This is a genomic window from Oceanidesulfovibrio marinus, from assembly GCF_013085545.1.
GTDB lineage: Bacteria > Desulfobacterota > Desulfovibrionia > Desulfovibrionales > Desulfovibrionaceae > Oceanidesulfovibrio > Oceanidesulfovibrio marinus.
This window is the reverse complement of the sequence record NZ_CP039543.1, coordinates 555,361-577,561: the sequence shown is the minus strand read 5'-3', so window position 1 is coordinate 577,561 and position 22,201 is coordinate 555,361. Positions and strand designations below refer to the sequence as shown.

The following is a 22,201-nucleotide window of genomic DNA, read 5'->3' as shown; positions in this document are numbered from 1 at the left end:
CCGACTATAATCCTGGGAGTCATTCTTTCATCGGTTGCCAATTCAAATCAAGAAAAAAAACACACAATCATTTCCCGTAGCGGCATCCGCACGCAGGCAGGACTCGGGAAAGCTGGTCCATGAAATGACGATAATCGCGTATGTGCGCATCCGCAAGCAATGACTCGTCACCAAAGGCCCAGAATAATACACCGGCTCGCCGCGCCGTCAACTGGTCCACGTCCGTGTCGCCCACAAAGGCGACCTCCTGCGGTTTCACGTTCCACTGGTGCAGGATGTGCGTGATCGGGTCAGGGTTGGGCTTGGCGCGGGTATTCCGTGCGGTCATCACATGTGAGAAGTACTGCTCCAGATTGAACATCTGCACGACGCGGTCCATGGTGTTGAAACGATTGGTGGCCACGGCCATCTTCAGTCCTGCGGCCTTGCAGAAGTCCATGGCCTCGCGCAGGAGGGGCATGGGTTTCTGATACGGCAGGATGTCGCGCGCGTAGACCACCTGCTTCAGCGCCTCGGGAATGCGATGGCGCATATCCTCAGGCACGATGTGCTCCAGAGACTCCTTGGCCGTATGGCTGTGCACGTAGGCAAGTTGCTCCGGCGCCATGGAGCCCAGGCCCAGCTTCTCCAGGATTGCATTATAGTAGATGCGGTTGGACTCCAGCGTGTCCAGAAGCACGCCGTCGCAGTCGAAGATGAGTCCTTTGAGCGCCCCGGGCGGATGGAACGTGTTGCCGTGCCCGGGCCGGTTGCGCAATGTCAGATGCATGAATACTCCAAGTACGCTTCTTCTTTGTCAATCTAAGCGGTCCACAGCACCAGGCGGCGCTCCTCGGCCAGCCAGGGTGCGTCTTCGGGCAGCCGGGACCGTCCGGTCAGTTTCCAGCACGGCGCGGCGTACTCCACCAGCCCCTTGACCGCACCATTCTCGATGGGCTTCGGCTCCAGGCCACGCTCGGCCAGCTCCCCGGCCACATGCGCATCCCACGAGAAAAACGCCGTGGTCGTGGGCAGGAAGTAGGCCATCTTCTCCACGGCCAGCCTCCAGTCCAGCGTCTCCACGTCCAGCCCAGGGGCCATGCCGGCCATGGCCAGCGACTCGAAGGCCTCCTCCTCGTCGTCGTCCTCGCCGGTCTTGTCCAGCGCGGCGTCCAGTCGTTGCTGCAGCAGGTTCACGTTGCTCGTGGCCTCGGAGATCTCCAGAAACCGCTCCTCCGCGGCCCAGGCCAGCAGCAGCGTGAGCTGGCAGCCCTGCGCCGCGGCGCGCTCCGCGGCCTCCGCATCGTCGGGCGCGGCCGCCGGATCGGGAATGACGCCCTGCCCGCGCACGAACTCGGCGAGCTGTGCCATCTCCGAGACGCCCTGGGACGGGTCGGCGTGGTACGCGTCCCCGGCATGGGCGGCATAGGCCGTCAGCAGGCCCGGCTTGCCGAAGCGCTCCCCAAACTCCTGCATGGAGCGGAGCGCGCCACGGGCGGCGCGGGTATCCAACGGCAGGGACTCCGGCCGGTAGTATGCCTTGGTCTGCTCCATGGGAGCAAGGCCGGGATCGAAAAAGCGCACCGGCACGGGCAGCTCGGCAAGGGCGGCAGGAGCCGCGGCCGGATGCATGTACGGAACGGCGATAAAGGTCGGTGTCGCGTCGTCTTGTGGCTTGGAACTCATGACTTGCACTCCTATTCCGGGTCTTTGCCGCCGGCCACGCCGACGCGGTCCACGGTGTCTCTGCGGGAAATATAGTACTCGCAAACGCCCTCGCAACGCGGCAGTGTCAGCAGGCACAGGTCGCCGAGCACGTGGGCGCAGGCGATGGCCGGCGCTTCTTCGGCGTCCATGTCCTCGACCGGGAGTATCTCGAAGTCATGGCACTGCGCGCCGCGGCGGATCATCATCTCCAGCCGGCGCTCCCAGATGTGGCTGGCCTGCTCGTCGTCCAGGCCGAAGACGTCCACCCTGTCGATGAGCGCGTCAAAGGCATGCTCCCACCGCTTGAGCACGGTGCAACGGAAATCCTGGTTGAGGCCTGGATTGAGCCGTTCCTCGCGCATGCAGCGGCCCTTGGTCCAGAAGACGCACCCTCGTCCTGGAAATGCGGATATTTTTGATCGAGGGCTCATAGATAGGTTCCCGTTCGATATACCTTTTCCGGTCGGATGCCACCCGAAGATCACCCGATGCGGCGCGACACGAAAGAGGTGATGTGTAGCCCGAGAATCCCCATGAGGCAAGAGGCGCGCGCATCGCCTTGACCTGCCTTGAGGCGCGGTGTATTACCTCGCCAACACCCCTGCGGAGGAATGAAATATGATCGGTGGATTTGGTATTTGGGAGTTGCTCGTCATCCTGCTCATCGTGCTCGTCATCTTTGGCGCCAACAAGCTGCCGGAGATCGGCGGCGGCATGGGCAAGGCCATCCGCAACTTCAAGAAAGCGACCACGGAACCGGAGGAAATCGACGTAACCCCTTCCGACAAAAAGGAAAAGGAAGTGGACGCCGAGAAAAAGGATAATTCATCCTCCGAGTAGCATCTCGTATTTCGAGAAATTGTTCGACAAGCTTAATCCCGGAGCGGCCCAGGCAACCGTTCCGGGATTTTTTTATGGAATTTCGAGTGCGCTGACCAAAGTTTCCGCCCTGCCCTGCTGTTCGGCGGTGGATAAAGCTCATGCGGCCAATCTTCGGGTGCCGTCCCGGCGTCGCTCTTTTCAGTCTGTAGCTCGGGCTTCCATCCGCCCCTCACTTCCCAAGACCGGTTAGCGCACGCGCGTCCCGATTCTGTCCCAACACACCTCGTCGCTGGCCGGGTCCTCCGACCAGTAGATGAACGTGACCGTGCCCCTGACGGCCGGCTGATCGACAAACCCCAAGAATCGACTGTCGTGGCTCTCGTCCCTGTTATCGCCCAACACGAAGTACTGATCAGCCGGCACGGTGACAGGCCCGAAGTTGTCACGCGGCCCGGCCAGCCTCCTTTTATCCGTATGGATCACATACGACTCCTCGACCGGCTCGCCATTACGCCACAGAACCTTGTCGCGGATCTCTACGGTATCGCCGCCCACAGCCACGACGCGTTTCACCAGGTCTTGTGCCGAATTCTTCGGATTCTTAAAAGCAATAAAGTCGCCGGCCCGAGGATGCCGCGAGGTCATATCAACCAGAATGCAGTCGCCGATGTTCAGTGTCGGTATATTGCTTCCAGAAGGTATTGTATACGCTTGGGCAATGTAGAGATGGGTCAAATGAGAGCCGAGAGCGCCGACAGAAAATCCACCCAGCAGGAAGACCACATAGAGCACTGCGCTGTTATACTTCTTCAGTACATAGCCGAACCTGTAACGAGACGCCACGGCAATAGCATCAATAACCACTCCAAAACGATACGCAGCACCAACAGCGAGCACTGACGCCATCAGCACAAATGTGAAATGGTTATTGAGCAGAATGAATGCAATTGGAGTTAGGACACGAGACAGAACAAAAAGAACTATGCCTTTGACCAACTGTCCATTGTATACTTGCCCTACTCCAGGCACCAACAGGCTGAGCAACCCCGCAAGCCACCATTTTCGTGGTTTGTTGCTGTCCATGGGCATCATCTATCCTCTCCAATGCGTTAGGCATGAGGACGTCCATGCAGGGGGCTCCCACTTTGGGATGTGGAATGCGCCTTGATTAGGGGCGAGAAAGGTTTGCTCTGGTCCGGGAGGTAAAGGGCCTAATGCAGTGGTTCTTCGGTATCGTTGCCGCCTGGCTCGCGCCACTTGGGCTGGGTGGAGGAAGAGCCGTCGCCGGACACGGCGCCGGACTGTGCGCCGCCGTTGCCAGCCTCACCGCCTGCGCCGCCGGTGATGGACTTGGCCAGGGAGTCCACCAGGGCGTCCACGCCGCCATTGGAACCGCTGCTCTCTTCCGCAGCCCCTTCGGCTGTCTCGTCCTGCATGGTCTGGCCGGAGACTGTCTGCTCCTCGCTCTGCACGGCGTCGTCCAGCTGCTGCGACACATCCTCAGACGCGCCCTCGATCACAATGGGCTCGCCGCCCGTGGCGTTGGACATGGCCGTCTCGTCCTCTTCCGAGGCCGGCGGCGGCAGCGTGACCAGCGAAAGCGTGTAGGTGAGGTCCTTGCCGGCGATGTACTCGTCGATGCGCTGCTTGAGCGCCGCGGGCTGCTTGGCGGTCAGGTTCCAGGTGGCGGTCATGGAGCTGGACCCGAAGCTCACGTCGCCAAAGGAGACGGCCATGGCCTCGGCAGGCCAGCTCTTCAGATGCACGTCAAAGGAGTCCACTTCGTCCAGGGACTTCCAGCCGCGAACCGTCAGCGTGCCGCGCGCATCGGTCATATTCTGCGCCCCGGTAGCCAGCACGGACGTTCCGGCCAGCAACGGGTCCTGCACGTAGCGGCCGGCAAAGTACTCGCCCCACAGCGCCAGCCACACGGACTGCAGGTTGTTGCCGCTGCGGCTCAGGGGGCCGGAGTCCGACTGCAGGGTGCCCTGCCACGTGTCGCCCTGGCGCGTGATGGTCACAGAAGGCATGACTCCGGGGCGTTGATCGATGCCCATGAGCATGGCCAGCTGGTCGATGTCCTTGAGTTGCTCCGGCGTTGCGCCGGAGATCTGCCGCGAGTAGCCCAGATTGAAATGCGCTGTGGCGAACAGGCCGAGCTGCCGGAGCCACTGCTTGAGCCCGCGCTTGTTCACCTGCACGTCGAACACGCGGACCTTGGTCCCGTTCTCTTCCGTCCGCGGGTCCTGCTCCGCATAGCTGATGACGAAGCCCTGGGCGCGTTCGGCCAGCATGGAGTCGAGCATCACGCGCCGCGCGTCCTCGATGGGAGCCGGCAGGATCTCGTGCGCCGCATCGATCACGGCGTTGCGCAAGGCGCGGTCCACTGCCGAGCCCTGCTCGGCCGGCGTCGTGGCGTTGTCGCCCGGAGCGCCGGAGACCACGATTTCCACCACAGCCGCCGACGCGGTGCGGCTGAATCCTATGAACGATGCGGAAACGACAACGGCCGCCATGACCAGACAGGCGACCGCCCGGATGATTTGTCTCATTGTGTTGTCAAAGCGCCAGGCTCACCAAGCGTTGAGTTCCGTCTTCAGCGCGCTCACGGCGAGCGCAGCTTCCGCCCCGGAAAGGGGGGCCAGGGGATCGAAGCGGCCCTGCCTGGCGTTTGTGGCGAGCAGGCCCCTGGTGGTCACAAGCATCACCGCGTTAAAATACGGCTGGTCCGGGCGGACGTCCACAAATGGGCTCTCCCGGCCGATGTATCGGGTCGCCAAAGAGTCGTCGCCCGATGCCCGCACGATGATATCCTCCAGTATCATAGCCCCTTCTGCTTTGGAAAGAGGGACATCCGGTTTGAACAAGCCGCCGTGGAACGGCTGCAGCCCGCGCACACCGTAGCTCGTCACGGCCTCGATATCCGCGCGCAAAGGATGGTTGGCGATATCGGTGATCTCCAGCGTGGCGGTCGGATCGGCGGTGCGGGCGTCCATGTACTCGCTGCCGGCCGGGGCCGTCTTCTCGTAAAACCGGCCGATGTCCAGCTCCTCCACCAGCAGCGCGGCCATGTCGGCGCGGGTGATCTGCTCGGTCAGGGCGATGCGCACTCCCACGCTCGTCTTCAGCGCGGCGCGGCGGATCATCTGCACGGCACGCCAGCGCGCCTCGGCCCGCTCCGCATACTGCGGGTTGGCCGGCGTGGCGGAAATGACCCGCGAGAACATGGCTTCGGAGCAGTCCAGGTTCAACGCCTGCAAGCACGCCTCGCCGCGGTAGTAGTTCAGGGCGGCCGGGTCCAGCTCGCGGTTGTCTTCCACCAGCTCCATGCCCTCGTTCCAGGCGTCCTCGGAGTCATCCAGTAGATCCTCGCCGGAGAGTTCGCCGTTGCGCGCGGCCCACGTAGCAGCACGAATCGCAGCAACGTTCGCGAAAAGCTCCTGGCCGTCGCCCTCGGCCTCGCCCAGACCATCATCCACATAGTCCCGGGCGGAGTCCCAGTCGCCAATGGCGGCCAGGGCGATGCCCTTGCCGGCCAGGGCCGGCCCGTACTCGGGGTCGAGCTCCAGGGCCGTATCAAAAGACGCCTGGGCCTGGTGTGGCGCGCCCTTGTCCAGCTTGGCCAGCCCCACTTCCACATGGTGCTGCGGCGTATCCAGCATGGCCTGCGGCTTTCTGGGCTGCTTGCCGCATCCGGCCAGAACAAACGCCGCCAGTATCAGACATATCAACAACCGCGCGAACTTCATCATATACCTCAGATATTCAGGGTGTGTGTCGTAGAATTCAATTTCCAGGCAATCATTCTGAGGCCAAGTGCACAATTAAAATGTTTGGGAAGGGAGAGCGCAAGAGGGAGAAACCTTTTTAAAGGGTTTCCCTCTCGCTGCTTTTTTCAAAGTATAACACATCTTAATCCAGCACGATCATGACCCGGCATTTTTCCAGGAAATCGTCGCCGGCCGCCATGGTGCGTATCATGTCGGCGTCCTTGTTGGAAATAACCAGATCGGTCTTGGCCTTGCCGGCCACGCGCAGGGCCTTGATGCGTTGCGGATGCGCGCCCACGCGCGGGTTGTTGGTGGCGGACTGCACGTCCTTGGCGTACCCGGCCATGCCCTGCTGAATGGCGTACTCCCGGCTGACGAACTTGGCGCCATAGACCTCCTGGCCGTCCTCATCAAAGAGCTTGGGGCTCATGGCCGGCTTGGCGCCCAGGCCGGAGGCATCCACGATCAAGCCGGTAATCTCCGCCGGCGCCTGAACCGGCACAGGTGCCGGGGCCGGGGCAATGGAGGCTACCTGCGGTCCGGGCAAGGGCTCGGGCTCGATGACCACTCCTTCAGGCTCCGGAGCAGCGGCGGGCTGCATGTCCACGCTGCCGGGCTCGTCCAGCGGCATGAGCAGCTTGGCCAGATCGCCGTGCAGGTTCATGCCCACGGTCACCTCCACGGAGCCGTCGCTCAAGACGCGCGAGCCGAGGATCTGCGAGTGGCTGAGCATTCCGTTGATGCGCGACTCCACGTGGTCGCTGGAGACCATGTAGTCCTCGACGCGCGTCACCGAGTCGATCTGCACGCCCTTCACGGTTTCCAGCAGCTTGCGGCGCGCGTCGATAACGCCGCAGCGAAGCGCCATGGCCCGGCGTTGCGCGGAGCTCATGGCGTTCATGGGCGAGGTGCCAATGCCAACTGCCGTGATGCGGCCCTTGCTCCAGTCCACCTGTGCGGCAGCCGGGCCGGGCGAGATCAGCGACAGGAGCAGCGCCAGGCTGAACGCGGCCAGCGCCGTGATTGTGATGCGATGCGAGTAAACCATGTCCCACTCCTTGGGTTCGATAACCGCCTGCGCCACGGCCGTGCGGCAGCGCGAAACGGCGAGGCGCCTATGCGGCGCCTGGTTTGCGTCAGATATTGCGTCTAAAAAAGTGTACATCAGTCGTCCTCCCCTCAACGACCCAGCGACGCCTGCTGCCGTTTCAGCCGGCGCAGGTAGAACGCTGCGGCGCGGTTGTTCGGCTCGAACCGCTGGGCCTTGCGCCAGTAGAGTATAGCGCGGCCAGCCTCCCCGGATTCCTGCAGCTCCAGGGCCTGGCGGCAGAACACCGTGGCCAGGTTGGCGCGCAGCTGCGCGTCGCGCGGGCTCACGTCCAGCCCGCGGTGCCACGTCTCGATGGCCTCTTCCACATAGCCTTCGTTGAGGTAGAGCCAGCCCAGCGCGTCCAGAGCGTCCAGATGACCAGGCGCGATGGCCAGGCAACGCTCGAACTCCAACCGCGCGCTGGCTGCCATGTCCTCGGCCATAAAGGCCCGGCCAAGGCGGAAATGGATTTCCGGATCGTCCACATGCTCGCCGGCGGCCTGCGCGGCGCGGAAATGCGAAAGCGCCTCGGCACGATCGCCTGTGGCGGCGGCCATCACTCCCAAAAAATAGTGTGCATTGGCGTCGCCGGGCTCGGCCTCCAGAGCACGGACAAAACAGTCGTGCGCGGCGTCATCCTCTCCGGCGTCCAGGTGCAGCACGCCGCTCCAGACCAGGGCGAACCCGTTGGATGGATCGTGCTCAAGGACTTTTTCGAACAGCCGCGCCGCAGACTGCCGGCGGTTCTGCTTGAGGCGGATGAGCCCAAGCTGGCAGGCGGCGTAGCTGCTGTCCGGCGCGTCATCCAGGACGCAGGCGAAGATCCCGGCCGCTTCGTCCAGCTTGCCGGCCTCGTGCAGTCCGGCGGCCTCCACCAGACGATCCGCCACATTGTCCGCAGCGAAGGCCGGAGCCGGCGCGAGCAAGACGAAGCTCGCCGCGAGGGCTATGAAAATAAGGTATGGACGCCGCCGGATCATGCCGCGCCCTCCCTGCCGTTCCTGGCCAGGGCCGCCACGCCATGGGCCACTGCCGCAGCCACCTGGTCGCGCGTTTCCGGCCTGGAGAGCCGGCTCTCCTCGGCCGGGTTGGAGACGAAGCCGGTCTCCAGCAGCACGGCCGGCATCCGCGCATTGCGCAGCACAAAGAAGTTGGCCGCGTGCACGCCACGGTCGCGCATGTCTAAATTTCTGGACAACACGTCCTGCATCACCACGCTTGCGCGGGCACCCTCCTCCCAATGATGCGCGCTCTGCCAGCGCGCGAGAATGCTCTCCACGTCCACGGCGCAGACCGGTCGCCAATCCGCCTTCCTGTCCGCACTCTTCTGCGCCTCGTCCAGGGCCAGGGCCGCGTTCTCCATGGCGGCCACGCGCGCCGCCTCACGGCTGCTGGCGCGGGATGCACAGTGGTACGTCTCCACGCCGTGGGCCGAGCGCGTACGGCTGGCGTTGGCGTGGCAGGAGATGAAGATGTCCGCGGCGTAGCGATTGGCCAGGGCCGTGCGCGCCGACAAGGGCAGGTAATAGTCGTCGCTGCGCGTGAGGAAGACGCGCGTTCCGGGCGCTTCGGCCTCGATGGCCCGCGCTGTGCGCCGCGCCACGTCCAGCACCACGTCCTTTTCCTGCAGGCCGTTCGGCCCCACGGCGCCGGGATCGAACCCGCCGTGGCCGGGGTCCAGCACCACGCGCATGGCGCTGGTCCGCGTATCGCTCAGCGCGGCCTTCTCCTTCTGCGCCTCGCGCTCCAGCGGCGTCATGTCCGTGTCGGCCGCTTTGGGCTCGGATGATTCTTCTGGTATGGCGGACCCTTCCGCTTCCTGTGCTGCTGTTTCTTCCCGAGGCTGCGTCTCATCCAGCCAGGAGCGCACGAGCTTGCCGTACTCGTCCTCCGGCGCGCAGGAGGCCGCGGCGTGCAGGGCCTCGCCGGCCTTCACGTGATCGCCGGCCGCCAGATAGGCGCGGCCAAGCAAGCTGGTGAGCCAGGGATCGTCCGGCACCATGGACAGGGCCCGGCCAAGCACGGCCATGGCCTGCTGCGGCTCTCCGGCGGCCAGCAGATTTTGCCCCTCGATGCCGAGCGCGACAGGGTCCTGCCCTCCGGCGGCAAGACTCGACAGGACTCCCGGCCCTGGCGCGAGCACGCCGGCAAGGCCGAACATCCCGGCGATAAGGAATGATCTCCTGGAGATAGGCGTCATCGTTCGGTGCAGCTCCCTTGCGCGTACCGGCATGGAGTGCCGGACGCGACGATTGCTACCCGGATCCTTGCAAAATCCGTCCCAGCGGTATGCGCTGTCGGCGCGCGGCGTCAGCCCCTTTGCTCCGCATGACAGTTGCGTGCCGCCCCTTGCCAGTGCGCCCGTCTTGCCGCCCTCCCCCGAGCAGTGCTAGGTGCACAAATGATCCGTCTCGCGTATACTTCGGATCTTTAAGCCCGATGCTCACCAATGCTCCCAAGGAGGAAGCAATGCTCATCTACCTCATGCAGCACGGCACGGCGTTTCCCAAGGAGGTCAACCCGGAACAGCCGCTCAGCCCGGTGGGCGCCGAGCAGGTCGAGTCCTCGGCCAGAGCCATGCGAGCCCTGGGCTGCAAGCCCGAGCTGATCATCGCCAGCCCCAAGCTGCGCTCCCGGCAGACGGCCGTGCGTGTGGCCGCCGCCATGGGTATTGCGGAAAACGAGATTATGGTCAGCGAGGCGGTGAAGGCCACGGCCAACAGCTATGTGACCCTGGAGTTCCTCGCCGGATTGCCGCACGCGGAGTCGGTCTTCATCGCCGGCCACCTGCCCAATCTGGAACGGCTCGCCGCGCTCCTCATTGCGCCGGACGCCAAGGCGAACGTGACCTTCCAGAACGGTGGGTTGACCTGCATCGACGCAGCCCGCCTGGAGAACGGTCAGGGCACGCTCCTCTTTCATATCACGCCCAAACAGTTGCGCGCAATTGCAGGCGCCTGACGGACCGGTGCTGCTCGTCGGCATCGACTGCGCCGCCGACCCGCGCAATGTGGGCGTTTCTTTTGGAACCCTTGCCGGAAACGGCGTGCGGGTGACCGGGGTTTTTTCGGGCCAGAGCCGGGAAACCATTGTTGACCGCGTCGGTCAGGCCATACGCACCAGCGCCGGCCCCTGTCTGCTCTGCCTGGACGCGCCGCTGGGCTGGCCGCAGGCGCTTGGGGTGGAGCTCGCCGCCCATACCGCCGGCGGACCGCTGGCATCCCCGGCCGATCAGCTCTTTGCGCGGGAAACGGACCGCTTCGTCCGGCAGGTGCTTGGCAAACGGCCGCTGGAGGTAGGCGCGAACTTCATCGCCCGCACGGCGCGCGCCGCTCTGGGTCTGCTGGAGTCCCTGCGCGAAGCCACCAATCAGCCCATCCCCCTGGGTTGGGAGCCGCTCGGCGAGCATGATGGCTGCGCCGCCCTGGAGACTTACCCGGCCGCCGTGCTTACCTGTCGCGGCCTGCTCCAACCCGGTTACAAGAAGGACCGCGCCAAACGCGAGCAGGTGCTGGACGGCCTGGCCGACGAGCTTCACATCCCCGACACCTTACGCGACACAGCCCTGACTACCGAGCACGCCCTGGACTCGACGCTCTGCCTCGTGGCCGGCATGGATTTTCAGCGTGGCCTGACATTGGCGCCGCCTGAGGAACTGATGGAGGCGGCGAAGAAGGAGGGCTGGATTTGGATCAGGCCAAACAGCATATGACATTACTCTGAAGGGAGCATTGCTCCCTGGACCCAGAATCGGGGGCCGGGGACTACTGGTCCCCGGCAGGGGGCGCGGGGGACAGCGTCCCCCATACCATAATGACAAAGCCCTGCCGGTTTTCGACAGGGCTTCTCTACGCTGAAGGAATTATAAACATCAAAGAAAATCAGGATCAACGCCGGCGCGGCCGTTGGCGAGCATGATCTTGACAAACTGGATGGACTTGTCGTCCACGGGCACGATGGGAAAGTGGCCTTTGCAGGCGTCGCACTGGGCCATGGTGGGTTGCGTGGGGCCGATGAGCGGCACCTGGCGTTGGCAGAACGGGCAGGGGTAGAAGAAGACGAGCTCCATGGAGCTCGGTTTGACCGGCGTCAGCGGCTTATCGTTCTTTTTCATATGGTTGTACCCTTCACGAGGAGGGTTTCTCCTGTCATTGGTTGGGGCTTGTCCGCGCCCCAGAGGTCGAGGATGGTCGGCGCGATGTCGCCCAGCTTGCCCTCGCGCAGCGTCACGCCGTCGAGGCCGGGCGACACGAGCACGCACGGCACGGTGTTGGTGGAGTGCGCGGTCTGCACCTCGCCGTGGATGTCGAGCATTTCCTCGGCATTGCCGTGGTCGGCGGTGACGATGGCCTGGCCGCCGGAGTCGATGACGGCCTTGAGGAGCGTGTCCACGCAGCCGTCTACGGCCTCGCACGCCTGGATGGCCGCCGGGATAATGCCGGTGTGGCCCACCATATCGAGGTTGGCCAGGTTGCAGACCACGAGGCTGTACTGCCCGCTGTTCCAGGCATCCACGCACTTGGTGGTAACCTCGGCGCAGCTCATCTCGGGCTTCTGGTCGTAGGTGTCCACGTCGCGCGGCGACGGCACCAGGATGCGGTCCTCGCCCGCGAAGGGCTCTTCGCGGCCGCAGTTGAAAAAGTAGGTGACGTGGGCGTATTTCTCGGTCTCGGCGATGCGCAGCTGCTTGAGGCCCATGCCGGAAACGATCTCGCCCATGACTTCGTTGTAGGACTCCGGCGGAAAGGCGGCCGGTACGCCCAGGCCGGCAAGCTCGGCCGAGTACTCGGTCATGGTGGCGTAGCCGACGAGGCTCGGGACGACGCCGCGCTCGAAACCTGTGAAGTCCGGATCGTTGAAGGCCAGGGAGAGCTCGCGGGCGCGGTCGGCGCGGAAGTTGAAGAAGAACACACCGTCGCCGTCCTTGACGATGCCTTGCGGAGTGCCGTCAGCGTCCACCATGATGCGCGGCTTGATGAACTCGTCGGTCTCGCCGGCGGCGTAGGCGTCTTTGACCGCTTGTACAGGATTCTGAACAGCTTCGCCCTGCCCTTGCGTCAGCGCCTTGTAGGCCAGGGCCACGCGGTCCCAGCGTTTGTCGCGGTCCATGGCGTAGTAGCGGCCGGAGATAACGCCCACGCGGCCAACGCCCAGGCGTTCGAAAATTCCCTGGAGCTGCTCCATATAGCCGGCGCCGGACCTGGGCGGCGTGTCGCGGCCGTCCATCCAGGTGTGCACCACCACGTCCACGTGCGCGTCGGCGCAGAGCTCCAGCAGGGCTTCCAGATGGCGGAGGTGGCTGTGCACGCCGCCGTCGGAGAGCAGGCCCATGAGGTGGAGCGTGCCGCCGGATTCTTTTGTTTTGGCGATGATATCGGCCAGGGCCTGGCGCTCTGCCAGGGTGTTTTCCTCGATGGCCACGTCGATGCGGAGCATGTCCTGCATGATCACGCGGCCGGCGCCGATGTTCATGTGGCCGACCTCGGAGTTGCCCATGAAGCCGTCCGGCAGGCCCACAGCGCGGCCGGAGCACGTGAGCGAGGTGGAGGGCCACTGGGCCAGCAGGCGATCCAGCGCCGGTGTGTCGGCGCGGGTGCAGGCATTGCCTTGGGTGTCCGGGGCCTCGCCCCAGCCGTCGAGTATGAGGAGCAGAGTTGGGCGGGGACCGTCGGCGGGCATCACTCCTCCTCGTCCTCGAAGTCGTCATCCGATGCGGGCACCTCCTCGGCGGCAACGCCCGTATCCAGGCGTCCGGCGCCGGCCCACAAACCTTCGAGGTTGAAGAGGGAGCGTCCCTCACCCTGGAAGATATGGACAAGGATGTCGTTGAGATCCATGAGGATCCACAACCCACCCTTGTACCCTTCCATGCCGAGGTACTCGATATTCTGCTCGCGGCACATGTCCAGCACGGCGTCGGCCAGGGCCTTGGCGTGGCGTGCGGAGGTGCCGGTCACCAGCACGGCGGCTTCGGTGGGTGTGGGCTGGCGGGAGAGATCCAGCGCCACGATCTCGCGACCCTGTTTCTCGTGCAGCTTGGCCGCCACCAGGCGGACCTTCTCTGCCGTGGGAATCTGGGAAAACTTTTTGTCGGGTAGAATCAAAGCCATAATTGTATCGATTGCATCCTTTATAGGTGCGGTCTAGCGGTGTTCAGTGGGTTGGTAGCGCGCGTATACGAGCTCGTCGAGGGGACGTTTCGGCACGTGGTGCACGCCCTCGCCGTCGCGGTAGTACTTGATGGAGCGATCCGCGGCAAGGCCCTCGACAACGACGTCCTCGGCCGGCTCACCCAGGGCGACGACCAGAAGGATGGAGAGATGTTCCGGCAGGGCCAGGACCGTGGCGAGCTTTTTGCGCTGCACCGACGCCAGGATACATGCGCCGAGCCCCTGCTCGGCCGCGCCCAGCTGCAGGGCCAGGGCGGCGATGCCGTGGTCCCACTCCACCTTTTTGGCAATCTCCGCATCGCCCAGAACAACGACGTACGCGGCCGGGCGCTCGCCTTCGGCCGGTCCGGGCCAATCCTTCAGATAGGCGGCCCAGCCCAGGCAGTCGAAGATCCGCGCATTGGTCAGCGGATCGTTGGACAGCACGTACTTGAGCGGCTGGAAGTTACCGGCAGAGGGCGTGAGCCGGGCGATGGACACGAGGTCCTCCAGAATCTGCATGGAGACCGGGGCGGACTCGCGGAACCGGCGCACCGTGCGGGCGTGCGCCACCAAGCTGTGCAAATCTGTGAAGTTGCTCATCCACACCTTTTACGAGATTCATGGAATACTGGCAACGCTTGGCCGTGACGGCCCGTCTTCGGGAGACGGACTGCTATTCGTTTTTGCTCTTTGCCCGCGCCTCGTGCTATGACGTCGCATTCATACTTTCTGGGGAGCCATTGCATGCAGCCGAAAATCATGGAGGAACGCTACGGCCGGTTCAAGGAATCGGCGCTCATCCTCTTTTCCACGCTCCACGAGCTGGCCGCCGAGGTCGGCGAGGTCAACGCCAAGGAAGCGGCGCGCGACCTGGTCACCTCCATCAACGAACCATTCCTCTTCGTCGTGGTGGGCGAGGTCAAGGCGGGCAAATCCAGCTTTATCAACGCCCTGTTGCAGGACGATGTCTGCGCCGTGGCGCCGGACCCATGCACCGACGCCATCCAGAAGATCGTCTACAGTGACGAGCCATACGAGCGGAGCATCTCCCAGGCCCTGCGCGAGATCGGCCGGCCGGCTGCCATCCTGCGCGACATCGCCATTGTGGACACGCCCGGCACCAACACCCTGCTCGCCCATCACCAGGAGGTCACGGAAGGATTCATCCCCCGCGCCGACCTGGTGATCTTCGTCTTTCCGGCCATCAACCCCTACACCAAGACGGCGTGGGAGTTCTTCAACTTCGTGCACCGCGACTGGCACAAGAAGATCGTGTTCGTGCTCCAGCAGTCGGACCGCGCCACGGAGCGCGAGCTGGAGATCAACACCAGGCGCGTGCAGGAGCTGGCTGCCGAGCGCGGGGTGGACTCGCCGCGCATCTTTGCCGTGTCGGCGCAGGAATCGCGCGACAACCCCGAGGCCGGCGGCATGGATGCGATCTGGCGGACCATCCGCGAGACCGTCACCGGCGGCCGCCACTATCTGTTGAAGATGCGTTCCCTGCTGGACACGGCCAACCACGCGCACGAGCTGCTGGGGGCGGAGCTTGCCCGCCAGCGCGAGGCGCTGGAGCAGGACCGCAAGGAGCAGGCCCTGGTGCTGGAGTATCTGGCCCTGGGCGAGAAAGGCTCCCTGGCGGACCTGGACGCCATCGTGGACAAGAGCCTGGCCGCGTACGACCGCGAGGCGGCCGAGTCCATTGGCGAGTTCGAGGAAGGGCTCGGCCTGGGCAGCCTGATCGCCAACTCCTTCAAGGCCATCACCGGCCGCAAGAACAGCCTGCAACGCTGGCTGGAGGACATCAACCGCCGCTTCGAGGAACGCTTCGGCAAGGAGATGGAGATCATCACCAACCGCGCGGCCAACGACCTGGCCTCGGGCATGGGCACGGTGGTGGACGGCCTCCTGGGCCAGCTGGAACGCTCGGCCCACCGCGTGCCGTCCGGGGTGAAGTCCCATGACGTGACCGCCAGCCGGCTGGCCGTGGTGCGCCAGGTGACGGACAACGTCTTCCGGCTGCGGGAAAAGCCGGCGGCCACCAGGGCGCTCTCCCCGGACGAGCTGCGCAAGCTGGGCGACCGCACTGTGGTGGGCGGCTTCATCACCGCTGTGGGCGCCATCGTGGCCGGCTCGGCCCACGCCGTGGTCTTCGACGTGACCGGCGGACTGGTGACCACGGCCGGCGCGATCATCGCCCTCAACGCCATCGCCTTCAAACGCCGCGGCGCGATCCGCGCCTTCCGGGAGTCCTTTGAAAAAGGCCGGGGGCGTCTGGAGGAGGAGCTGCGCGAACGCCTGACCGCCGAAGTGGAGACGGTCTACCAGGACCTCGAACGTGCCTTCGAGCCGCTCTTTGCCCACGTGGCCGGGCAGGAGGAACGCCTCGCAGAGCTGAACGACCGCCACGAGGACATCGGCAAGAACCTCTCCGGCGAGCTCACCCGACTGAACGACCTGGAGCAGACAACCGGAGCGGAGCGGGCGGACGCATCCTGATCCATGAAAACAGCCCCGCCGCCTCCCCGCTCTTGACCGCGGGCCGCGCCGTGGGGCATCCAGACAGAAATCTTTTTACGTTGGCCGATTTCCACATTACGCCAAGGAGCCCTCACATGATCTACAACGTGGACAAGGAGACCCTCCCCCGCGAAGACATGGAGGCCTTGCAGCTTCGCCGGCTCAAGGACCTCTGCGAACGCGTGTATGCTCGCGTCCCCTTTTACAAGAAAAAGTTCGACGAGGCGGGCATCACCCCGGCGGACATCCGCAGCCTGAACGATCTGCAGTACCTCCCCTTTACCGAGAAGCAGGACCTGCGCAACCACTACCCTTACGGCATGTTCGCCGTGCCCAAGGAAAACATCGTGCGGCTGCACGCCTCCAGCGGCACCACCGGCCGCGCCACCGTGGTGGGCTACACGCAGCGCGACCTGGACATCTGGGCCGAGTGCATCGCCCGCTCCCTGATGATGGCCGGCGCCACCCGCAGGGACATCATCCACAACGCCTACGGCTACGGCCTGTTCACCGGCGGCCTGGGTGTGCACTTCGGCGCGGAGAAGCTGGGCGCCACCGTGGTGCCCGTGTCCGGCGGCGCCACCCGCCGGCAGATCTCCCTGCTCAAGGACTTCGGCCCCACGGTCATCTGCTGCACGCCGTCGTACATGATCTTTCTGCACGAGACCGCGCGCGAAATGGGAATCGACTTCAGGGAGCTGCCGCTCAAGATCGGCGTTTTTGGGGCCGAGCCCTGGACTGACGAGATGCGCCGCGACATCGAAGCCAAGACGGGCATCACGGCCGTGAACATCTACGGCCTCTCCGAGGTCATGGGCCCCGGCGTCTCCATGGAATGCCACGAGGCACAGTGCGGCATGCACATCTACGAAGACCACTTCCTGCCGGAGATCATCGATCCTTCCAACGGCAAGGCCATGGGCCCCGGCGAGACAGGCGAGCTGGTCTTCACCACGCTGACCAAGGAAGGCATCCCGCTCATCCGCTACCGCACCAAGGATCTTTCCAGCCTGAACTACACCCCGTGCGTCTGCGGCCGCTCCACCGTGCGCATGGACCGGATCAAGGGCCGCTCCGACGACATGCTCATCATCCGCGGGGTCAACGTCTTCCCCTCGCAGATCGAAAGCCTGCTGCTGGAAACCGCCGGCCTCACCCCGCACTACCAGATCATCGTGCGCCGCGAAGGCCCGTTGGACACCATGGAAGTGCAGGTGGAAGTGGACGAGAAGATGTTCTCGGACGCGATCAAGAATCTGCAGCACCGCGAACGCGAGCTCCAGAAAAACATCAAGGAGTTCCTGGGCGTGACCGCCTCCGTCAAGTTGGTGGAGCCGCAGTCCATCGAGCGCAGCGTGGGCAAGGCCAAACGCGTGATCGACCAGCGGGGCGAGTAGGCAATTACTTGTGGGTTCCGAGGGCTCTGCCCTCGGGCACCCGCCAGGGAGCTAAGCTCCCTGGCCGCATGGCAACCGCCATCTACGATCAAGAAAATCAAAACCCCATTTTTGGGGTCCAGGGGAACAATGTTCCCCTGGCAGAGGGTTCTAGGGACAGCGTCCCCCAGAGAACCTGCGCTACGGCAAAAAGCCTTCGAACACGTAGGCGTTGGCCCAGGTGCGGGCGGCGGCCAGGGCGGCTGGCGTCTTCAGGGTCCAGGTAATGAGGGGGACATCCTGGAGCCCGAGCCGCGCAACCCAGGCGTCCGGCTGGCATTCGCAATCCACGGACACGGCGTGCGGGGCGCTCAACTTGTAGTGCCAGCGTTCGCGACGGTGCTGCGCTTCGCCCAATGGTCCGGGCGGACAGGTGCCGATGATCAGACAGCGCGGCAGTTGCGGCGCGTGCTCGGCCATCCAGTTGAGGGACAGGCCCTGGAACGAGGCGATCAGCACCGGACCCTTGTAGCGCGAGAGCATCGCGGCCACGGCGGCTTCCAGCGCGCCGACCGGCCCGGCGGGTTTGAGCTCCAGATAGAGCGGCACCCTGCCGCGCACCATGGCGAGCACGGCGTTGAGGAGAGGGATGGACTGCTGGCCCAGCCCGCGGAGCTGCGTCTGCTGGAGCTCGGCAGCTGTGTAATCCCCGATGCTTCCGGGCTTGCCGGTCATGCGGTTGAGGGTGTCGTCGTGAAACACGGCGACGCGGCCGTCGGCCGTCAGCTGCAGATCGAGCTCAATGCCGTAGCCCTTGGACACGGCGGCGTCCACGGCGGCTATAGAGTTTTCGGGTTTGTTGGGGCCATGCAGTCCGCGGTGGGCGAAGAGCACACCGTCAAGCCAGTCGAGCATTCCTGCGTCATCCTTCATATTTCAGCGCATCGTCCCGGCGAAAGCAAAGATTTCCCCAGGCAGAACGGCACGCATTTATGATACAAGTCTCAGCAATGGACAACACCGACAACAACAGCTCCAAGCCCTGGTTCGCCAGCTATGACGCCAAGGTCCCGAAGCACCTCGATTTCGAGACCACCCCTCTGTACTCGTATCTGGACCGGGCCGCCAGTAAAAATCCGCGTCATACAGCGCTTATTTTTCAGAATTATCGCCTGACTTACGCGGCATTGCGAGACAAGGCGGAACGGCTGGCCGCAGGCCTTGTGGACGCCGGGCTCCGACCGGGCGACCGCGTTGCCGTGATGCTGCCCAACCTGCCCCAGACCATCATCGCGTTCTGGGGCGTGCTCAAGGCCGGCGGCGTGCTCGTCATGGTCAACCCGCTGGCCATGGAGCACGAGCTCCTGCACCAGGTAGGAGACTCCGGGGCGCGGTTCATGGTCACCCTGCAACGGCTCTGGAGCAAGGTGAAGCCCCTGACGGGCCGGCTCGGGCTGGAACGCATCTACCTGACTACCATCGCCGATGGCCTGGCCTTTCCCAAGAGCTGGCTCTACACCCTCTCGCGCCGGCGCGAGGGCTTCCGCAGGCCGGAGTACGACGGCCGCTTCCTCATCCCCTGGAAAAACCTGGTGCGCACCAGCCGCCGGGAAAGCGGCCGCGTCGGCAATCCCGAAGAATCCCTGGCCTGCATCCAGTACACCGGCGGCACCACCGGCCGGCCCAAGGGCGCCATGCTCAGCCACGCGAACCTGGCCTGCAATGTGGAGCAATGCGTGGCCGTAATCCACGGGCTGGAGCCGGAAAAAGAGACCTTCCTCGGCCTGCTGCCCTACTTCCACGTGTACGGGCTCACGGTGTGCATCGCCCTGCCCACGGCCGTGTGCGCAGCCATGCTGCCCTTTCCGCGATTCGCGCCCATCGACGTGCTGGAAGCCATCCGCCGGCACAACCCCACGGTCTTTCCCGGCGCGCCGGCCGTGTACATCGCGCTGATGCGCCAGAAGAACCTGGCGGAGTACGACCTGACCTCGCTCAAGTACTGCATCTCCGGCTCGGCCCCCATGCCTGTGGAGGCGCTTCAGCGGTTCGAGGAGCTCACCGGCGCCGGCATCCTGGAGGGTTTCGGCCTTACCGAAACCTCGCCCGTCACGCACCTCAACCCACTGCAGGGCGTACGCAAGGTGGGCTCCATCGGTCTGCCCCTGCCGGGCACGGACTGCCGCATCGTGGACCTGCAGACCGGCGAGGACCTGCCGGCCGGCGAACCCGGCGAGCTACTCATCAAAGGACCGCAGGTGATGCGCGGCTACTGGAACCGGCCCGAGGAGACGGCCGAGGTGCTGGAGGACGGCTGGTTCGCCACCGGCGATATCGCGACAATGGACGAGGACGGCTACTTCCGCATCGTGGACCGCAAGAAGGACATGATCATCACGGCCGGGTACAACGTGTACCCGCGCGAAGTGGAGGAGACGCTGATGGAGCACCCGGCCGTGAAGGACGCGGCCGTGGTGGGCAAACGCCACCCGGCGCGCGGGGAGATGGTCCAGGCCTATGTGGTGCTGGAGGAAGATGCGGCAGTGAGCACGGTAGAGCTCATCGCCTGGTGTCGGGAAAAGATCGCCCCGTACAAGGTGCCGCGCGAGATCGAGGTGCGGGACGCGCTGCCGAAGACGGTGATCGGCAAGCTGCTGCGGAAGGAGTTGCGGGAGGGCACGTAATCACGAAGAGGGCCCGAAGGCCCCTCATCAAAAACAAAAACCGCCCGAAGGCGGCGTATCGAAAAAACGTAACCCGGAAGAGATCAGTCCGGCCGGCCGCACGCATCGCGCACGGCGTCCATAATCCCGGCCTTGTCGATGCCCACGGCGGCGCGCAGCTCCTTCTGTTTGCCATGCTCCACAAAGGAGTCCGGCAGAGTCACGCGGCGGATGGTCAGACCGTTCAGGGCGTCGGCGTCGGCCAGCCCTTCGAGCACAGCGGAGCAGAAACCGCCCATGCGGGTGTGCTCTTCGGCCAGAATGAGCCGCGGGCACGCCGCAGCGATCTCCACGATCTGCGCTATCGGCAAAGGCTTGACGAAGCGCGCATTAAACACACCAACATCCAGCCCCTCCTTGTCCAGCGCGGCGGCGGCCTCCAATGCCGGATAGACCCGGCTGCCCAGGGCCAGGATCATGGCGTCCTTGCCCTCGCGAAGAATTTCGCCTTCGCCCAGGGGAAGCGGCTCCGGTGCGTTCGAGAGCTTCGCGCCCACGCCCAGCCCGCGCGGATAGCGCAGGGCCACGGGCCGGCCCAGACTCAATGCGGTGGCCAGCATGTGCTGCAGCTCGGCCTCATCCTTGGGCGCCATCAGTACCATTTCCGGGATGTGCCGGAGATAGGCGATGTCGAATGCGCCGTGGTGCGTGGGGCCGTCCTCGCCCACCAGGCCGGCGCGGTCCAGGCAGAAGACCACCGGCAGCTTCTGCAGACAGACGTCGTGCACGATCTGGTCGTAGGAGCGCTGCAAAAAGGTGGAGTAGATGGCGACCACAGGCTTGTAGCCCTGCGTGGCCAGTCCGGCGGCAAAGGTCACGGCGTGCTGCTCGCAAATGCCCACGTCCACGAACCGCTCCGGATAGGCGTCGGCAAAGCGATTCAGCCCGGTGCCCTCGGGCATGGCCGCGGTGATGGCGATGATCGAGGGGTCCTTGCCGGCAAGGCTGGTGAGCGTATTGCCAAATATCTCGGTATAGCTGGGAATTTCCGGGCAGCCGTTGGCGGTGAACTTCTTCACCTGGCCGGTCTCGGGCTCGAAGCAGCCTACTCCATGGAAGTACGTGGGGTTGGACTCGGCCGGCTCATAGCCCTTGCCTTTCCGCGTCAGCACGTGGACGAGGTTGGGCCCATCCAGGCGCTTCACATGGTCGAAGACGTCCACCAGATCGCCCAGGTCGTGGCCATCGATGGGACCGATATAGTTGAAGCGGAACGCCTCGAAGAGCATACCAGGGGTGAAGAACCCCTTGAACGAGCTCTCGCTCTTGCGCATGTAGTCGGCAATATCGTTGCCTATACCAGGCAATTGCTTGAAGAAATTCTCCGTCTCCCGCTTGAACTTCTTGAGCCAGCGGGCGGACAGGTTGCGCGACAGGAAGCTGGAAAGCGCGCCCACGTTGCGCGAGATGGACATCTCGTTGTCATTGAGCACCACTATGAGGTCGCGGCCCATGTCCCCTGCCTGGTTCAACCCTTCGAAAGCCAGGCCGGCAGTCATGGAGCCATCGCCGATGACGGCGATGATCTTTGAGTCGTCGGCGTTGAGATCCCGGCCCATGGCCATGCCCAGCGCGGCAGAGATGGAGGTGGAGGAGTGGCCCACCCCGAAATGGTCGTAGGGGCTCTCGCTCATCTTGGGGAAGCCGGAGAGCCCGCCCATGGTGCGCAGGGTGTGGAACAGCTTGCGGCGGCTCGTGAGGATCTTATAGGCGTAGGCCTGGTGGCCCACATCCCAGATGATGCGATCCTTGGCCGGATTGAACACGTTGAGCATGGCCACCGTGAGCTCGACCACGCCTAGGGAAGGAGCAAGATGCCCGCCGTTCTGGGACACGACATCAATTATTTCGCGGCGCAGGCCTTCTGCTACGGCCGCCATCTCGTCCGTGTTCATGTCGGCGAGATCGCGATATGTTAACTCCGCAGGAAGGCTTTCCGACGGCATGAGGATGGCGGGCACTTTGTGAACCTTGGTCATGTGATTCTATGTATGCTGAAAAAAACGGCACTCCGGTACAGCGAAGCGGAAGTACACTGACACGTCCGGCCGCTGGCGGCAACCCT

The 22,201-nt window shown here is 64.3% G+C and carries 21 protein-coding genes; 6 read left to right on the top strand and 15 right to left on the bottom strand.

The features are described from left to right. Positions 1-67: 67 nt before the first annotated feature. Genes E8L03_RS02630 through E8L03_RS02620 form a run of 3 tightly spaced genes read right to left on the bottom strand, consistent with a single transcriptional unit; the run spans position 68 to position 2,117 of the window. The gene (locus tag E8L03_RS02630; protein WP_144305607.1) at positions 68-769 is read right to left on the bottom strand and encodes an HAD family hydrolase; all 702 of its coding nucleotides are present in this window, start codon (positions 767-769) and stop codon (positions 68-70) included. 32 nt (positions 770-801) lie between these two features. Next, complete coding sequence (locus E8L03_RS02625; RefSeq protein ID WP_171266484.1) at positions 802-1,665, bottom strand: hypothetical protein; 864 nt, start codon at positions 1,663-1,665, stop codon at positions 802-804. An 11-nt stretch (positions 1,666-1,676) separates the two neighbouring features. Further along, positions 1,677-2,117 carry a hypothetical protein gene (locus E8L03_RS02620; RefSeq protein WP_144305605.1) on the bottom strand — a complete coding sequence of 147 codons (441 nt, stop codon included), beginning with the start codon at positions 2,115-2,117 and terminating at the stop codon, positions 1,677-1,679. Between the two features lie 187 nt (positions 2,118-2,304). On the opposite strand from E8L03_RS02620, the gene E8L03_RS02615 reads away from it, so the two are divergent. Next, positions 2,305-2,526, top strand: a complete 222-nt coding sequence (locus E8L03_RS02615; RefSeq protein ID WP_144305604.1) for a twin-arginine translocase TatA/TatE family subunit — start codon at positions 2,305-2,307, stop codon at positions 2,524-2,526. Positions 2,527-2,754: 228 nt separating this feature from the next. Here the strand turns inward: E8L03_RS02615 and lepB are convergent, their stop codons facing one another. From lepB to E8L03_RS02585, 6 genes are all read right to left on the bottom strand, one after another. After that, a complete protein-coding gene (lepB, locus tag E8L03_RS02610; RefSeq protein WP_171266483.1) occupies positions 2,755-3,600 on the bottom strand; it encodes a signal peptidase I in 846 nt (281 codons plus the stop codon). 119 nt (positions 3,601-3,719) lie between these two features. Beyond that, complete coding sequence (locus tag E8L03_RS02605; RefSeq protein ID WP_144305602.1) at positions 3,720-5,060, bottom strand: hypothetical protein; 1,341 nt, start codon at positions 5,058-5,060, stop codon at positions 3,720-3,722. A 21-nt stretch (positions 5,061-5,081) separates the two neighbouring features. Continuing rightward, positions 5,082-6,260, bottom strand: a complete 1,179-nt coding sequence (locus E8L03_RS02600; protein WP_144305601.1) for an S-layer homology domain-containing protein — start codon at positions 6,258-6,260, stop codon at positions 5,082-5,084. Between the two features lie 160 nt (positions 6,261-6,420). Further along, positions 6,421-7,326 (bottom strand): hypothetical protein, encoded by a 906-nt coding sequence (locus E8L03_RS02595; RefSeq protein WP_144305600.1) that lies wholly within the window; start codon positions 7,324-7,326, stop codon positions 6,421-6,423. A 131-nt stretch (positions 7,327-7,457) separates the two neighbouring features. Further along, complete coding sequence (locus tag E8L03_RS02590) at positions 7,458-8,348, bottom strand: tetratricopeptide repeat protein (protein WP_171266482.1); 891 nt, start codon at positions 8,346-8,348, stop codon at positions 7,458-7,460. Next, entirely contained in the window at positions 8,345-9,568 is a 1,224-nt protein-coding gene (locus E8L03_RS02585) for an N-acetylmuramoyl-L-alanine amidase (RefSeq protein WP_171266481.1), read from the bottom strand. The genes E8L03_RS02590 and E8L03_RS02585 overlap by 4 nt, the downstream gene beginning before the upstream one ends. Positions 9,569-9,807: 239 nt before the next feature. Here E8L03_RS02585 and E8L03_RS02580 point away from each other — a divergent pair, with 239 nt between their 5' ends. Next, the gene (locus E8L03_RS02580; protein ID WP_167512473.1) at positions 9,808-10,329 is read left to right on the top strand and encodes a SixA phosphatase family protein; all 522 of its coding nucleotides are present in this window, start codon (positions 9,808-9,810) and stop codon (positions 10,327-10,329) included. A 7-nt stretch (positions 10,330-10,336) separates the two neighbouring features. Further along, the gene (locus E8L03_RS02575) at positions 10,337-11,080 is read left to right on the top strand and encodes a DUF429 domain-containing protein (protein WP_171266480.1); all 744 of its coding nucleotides are present in this window, start codon (positions 10,337-10,339) and stop codon (positions 11,078-11,080) included. A 159-nt stretch (positions 11,081-11,239) separates the two neighbouring features. Here E8L03_RS02575 and E8L03_RS02570 read toward each other — a convergent pair whose 3' ends face one another. The 4 genes from E8L03_RS02570 to E8L03_RS02555 are packed head-to-tail and all read right to left on the bottom strand — an operon-like array spanning position 11,240 to position 14,120. Then, on the bottom strand, positions 11,240-11,482 hold the full coding sequence (locus E8L03_RS02570) for a hypothetical protein (protein WP_144305595.1): 243 nt from the start codon (positions 11,480-11,482) through the stop codon (positions 11,240-11,242). Beyond that, positions 11,479-13,047: a 2,3-bisphosphoglycerate-independent phosphoglycerate mutase gene (gene gpmI / locus E8L03_RS02565; RefSeq protein WP_171266479.1), complete on the bottom strand. Its 1,569-nt coding sequence runs from the start codon at positions 13,045-13,047 to the stop codon at positions 11,479-11,481. The genes E8L03_RS02570 and gpmI overlap by 4 nt, the downstream gene beginning before the upstream one ends. Continuing rightward, positions 13,047-13,478, bottom strand: a complete 432-nt coding sequence (rsfS, locus tag E8L03_RS02560; protein ID WP_235896600.1) for a ribosome silencing factor — start codon at positions 13,476-13,478, stop codon at positions 13,047-13,049. Before rsfS ends, gpmI begins: the two co-directional genes overlap by 1 nt. A 33-nt stretch (positions 13,479-13,511) precedes the next feature. Then, the gene (locus E8L03_RS02555) at positions 13,512-14,120 is read right to left on the bottom strand and encodes a nitroreductase family protein (RefSeq protein ID WP_144305593.1); all 609 of its coding nucleotides are present in this window, start codon (positions 14,118-14,120) and stop codon (positions 13,512-13,514) included. A 144-nt stretch (positions 14,121-14,264) separates the two neighbouring features. On the opposite strand from E8L03_RS02555, the gene E8L03_RS02550 reads away from it, so the two are divergent. Continuing rightward, on the top strand, positions 14,265-16,016 hold the full coding sequence (locus E8L03_RS02550) for a dynamin family protein (RefSeq protein WP_171266478.1): 1,752 nt from the start codon (positions 14,265-14,267) through the stop codon (positions 16,014-16,016). Between the two features lie 116 nt (positions 16,017-16,132). Next, a complete protein-coding gene (locus E8L03_RS02545) occupies positions 16,133-17,434 on the top strand; it encodes a phenylacetate--CoA ligase family protein (protein ID WP_171266477.1) in 1,302 nt (433 codons plus the stop codon). Between the two features lie 180 nt (positions 17,435-17,614). On the opposite strand, the gene E8L03_RS02540 is transcribed toward E8L03_RS02545, so the two are convergent. After that, positions 17,615-18,328, bottom strand: a complete 714-nt coding sequence (locus E8L03_RS02540; protein WP_171266476.1) for a glycerophosphodiester phosphodiesterase family protein — start codon at positions 18,326-18,328, stop codon at positions 17,615-17,617. A 95-nt stretch (positions 18,329-18,423) separates the two neighbouring features. Between E8L03_RS02540 and E8L03_RS02535 the strand changes: the two genes are divergently transcribed. After that, positions 18,424-20,097 (top strand): long-chain-fatty-acid--CoA ligase, encoded by a 1,674-nt coding sequence (locus tag E8L03_RS02535; protein ID WP_171266475.1) that lies wholly within the window; start codon positions 18,424-18,426, stop codon positions 20,095-20,097. A gap of 83 nt (positions 20,098-20,180) precedes the next feature. Here E8L03_RS02535 and dxs read toward each other — a convergent pair whose 3' ends face one another. Then, positions 20,181-22,082, bottom strand: a complete 1,902-nt coding sequence (gene dxs, locus E8L03_RS02530; protein WP_171268417.1) for a 1-deoxy-D-xylulose-5-phosphate synthase — start codon at positions 22,080-22,082, stop codon at positions 20,181-20,183. Positions 22,083-22,201: the final 119 nt, after the last annotated feature.

Bases quoted from the DNA above. Each gene is read 5' to 3' on its own strand.
- E8L03_RS02535 (WP_171266475.1), top strand. From the start codon at position 18,424: ATGGACAACACCGACAACAACAGCTCCAAGCCCTGGTTCGCCAGCTAT.
- E8L03_RS02620 (WP_144305605.1), bottom strand. From the start codon at position 2,117: ATGAGCCCTCGATCAAAAATATCCGCATTTCCAGGACGAGGGTGCGTC.
- E8L03_RS02585 (WP_171266481.1), bottom strand. From the start codon at position 9,568: ATGACGCCTATCTCCAGGAGATCATTCCTTATCGCCGGGATGTTCGGC.
- E8L03_RS02605 (WP_144305602.1), bottom strand. From the start codon at position 5,060: ATGAGACAAATCATCCGGGCGGTCGCCTGTCTGGTCATGGCGGCCGTT.
- E8L03_RS02600 (WP_144305601.1), bottom strand. From the start codon at position 6,260: ATGATGAAGTTCGCGCGGTTGTTGATATGTCTGATACTGGCGGCGTTT.
- E8L03_RS02540 (WP_171266476.1), bottom strand. From the start codon at position 18,328: ATGCTCGACTGGCTTGACGGTGTGCTCTTCGCCCACCGCGGACTGCAT.
- E8L03_RS02555 (WP_144305593.1), bottom strand. From the start codon at position 14,120: ATGAGCAACTTCACAGATTTGCACAGCTTGGTGGCGCACGCCCGCACG.
- E8L03_RS02615 (WP_144305604.1), top strand. From the start codon at position 2,305: ATGATCGGTGGATTTGGTATTTGGGAGTTGCTCGTCATCCTGCTCATC.
- E8L03_RS02595 (WP_144305600.1), bottom strand. From the start codon at position 7,326: ATGGTTTACTCGCATCGCATCACAATCACGGCGCTGGCCGCGTTCAGC.
- gpmI (WP_171266479.1), bottom strand. From the start codon at position 13,047: ATGCCCGCCGACGGTCCCCGCCCAACTCTGCTCCTCATACTCGACGGC.
- E8L03_RS02580 (WP_167512473.1), top strand. From the start codon at position 9,808: ATGCTCACCAATGCTCCCAAGGAGGAAGCAATGCTCATCTACCTCATG.
- E8L03_RS02570 (WP_144305595.1), bottom strand. From the start codon at position 11,482: ATGAAAAAGAACGATAAGCCGCTGACGCCGGTCAAACCGAGCTCCATG.
- rsfS (WP_235896600.1), bottom strand. From the start codon at position 13,478: ATGGCTTTGATTCTACCCGACAAAAAGTTTTCCCAGATTCCCACGGCA.
- E8L03_RS02550 (WP_171266478.1), top strand. From the start codon at position 14,265: ATGCAGCCGAAAATCATGGAGGAACGCTACGGCCGGTTCAAGGAATCG.
- E8L03_RS02625 (WP_171266484.1), bottom strand. From the start codon at position 1,665: ATGAGTTCCAAGCCACAAGACGACGCGACACCGACCTTTATCGCCGTT.
- E8L03_RS02545 (WP_171266477.1), top strand. From the start codon at position 16,133: ATGATCTACAACGTGGACAAGGAGACCCTCCCCCGCGAAGACATGGAG.
- dxs (WP_171268417.1), bottom strand. From the start codon at position 22,082: ATGCCGTCGGAAAGCCTTCCTGCGGAGTTAACATATCGCGATCTCGCC.
- lepB (WP_171266483.1), bottom strand. From the start codon at position 3,600: ATGATGCCCATGGACAGCAACAAACCACGAAAATGGTGGCTTGCGGGG.
- E8L03_RS02630 (WP_144305607.1), bottom strand. From the start codon at position 769: ATGCATCTGACATTGCGCAACCGGCCCGGGCACGGCAACACGTTCCAT.
- E8L03_RS02590 (WP_171266482.1), bottom strand. From the start codon at position 8,348: ATGATCCGGCGGCGTCCATACCTTATTTTCATAGCCCTCGCGGCGAGC.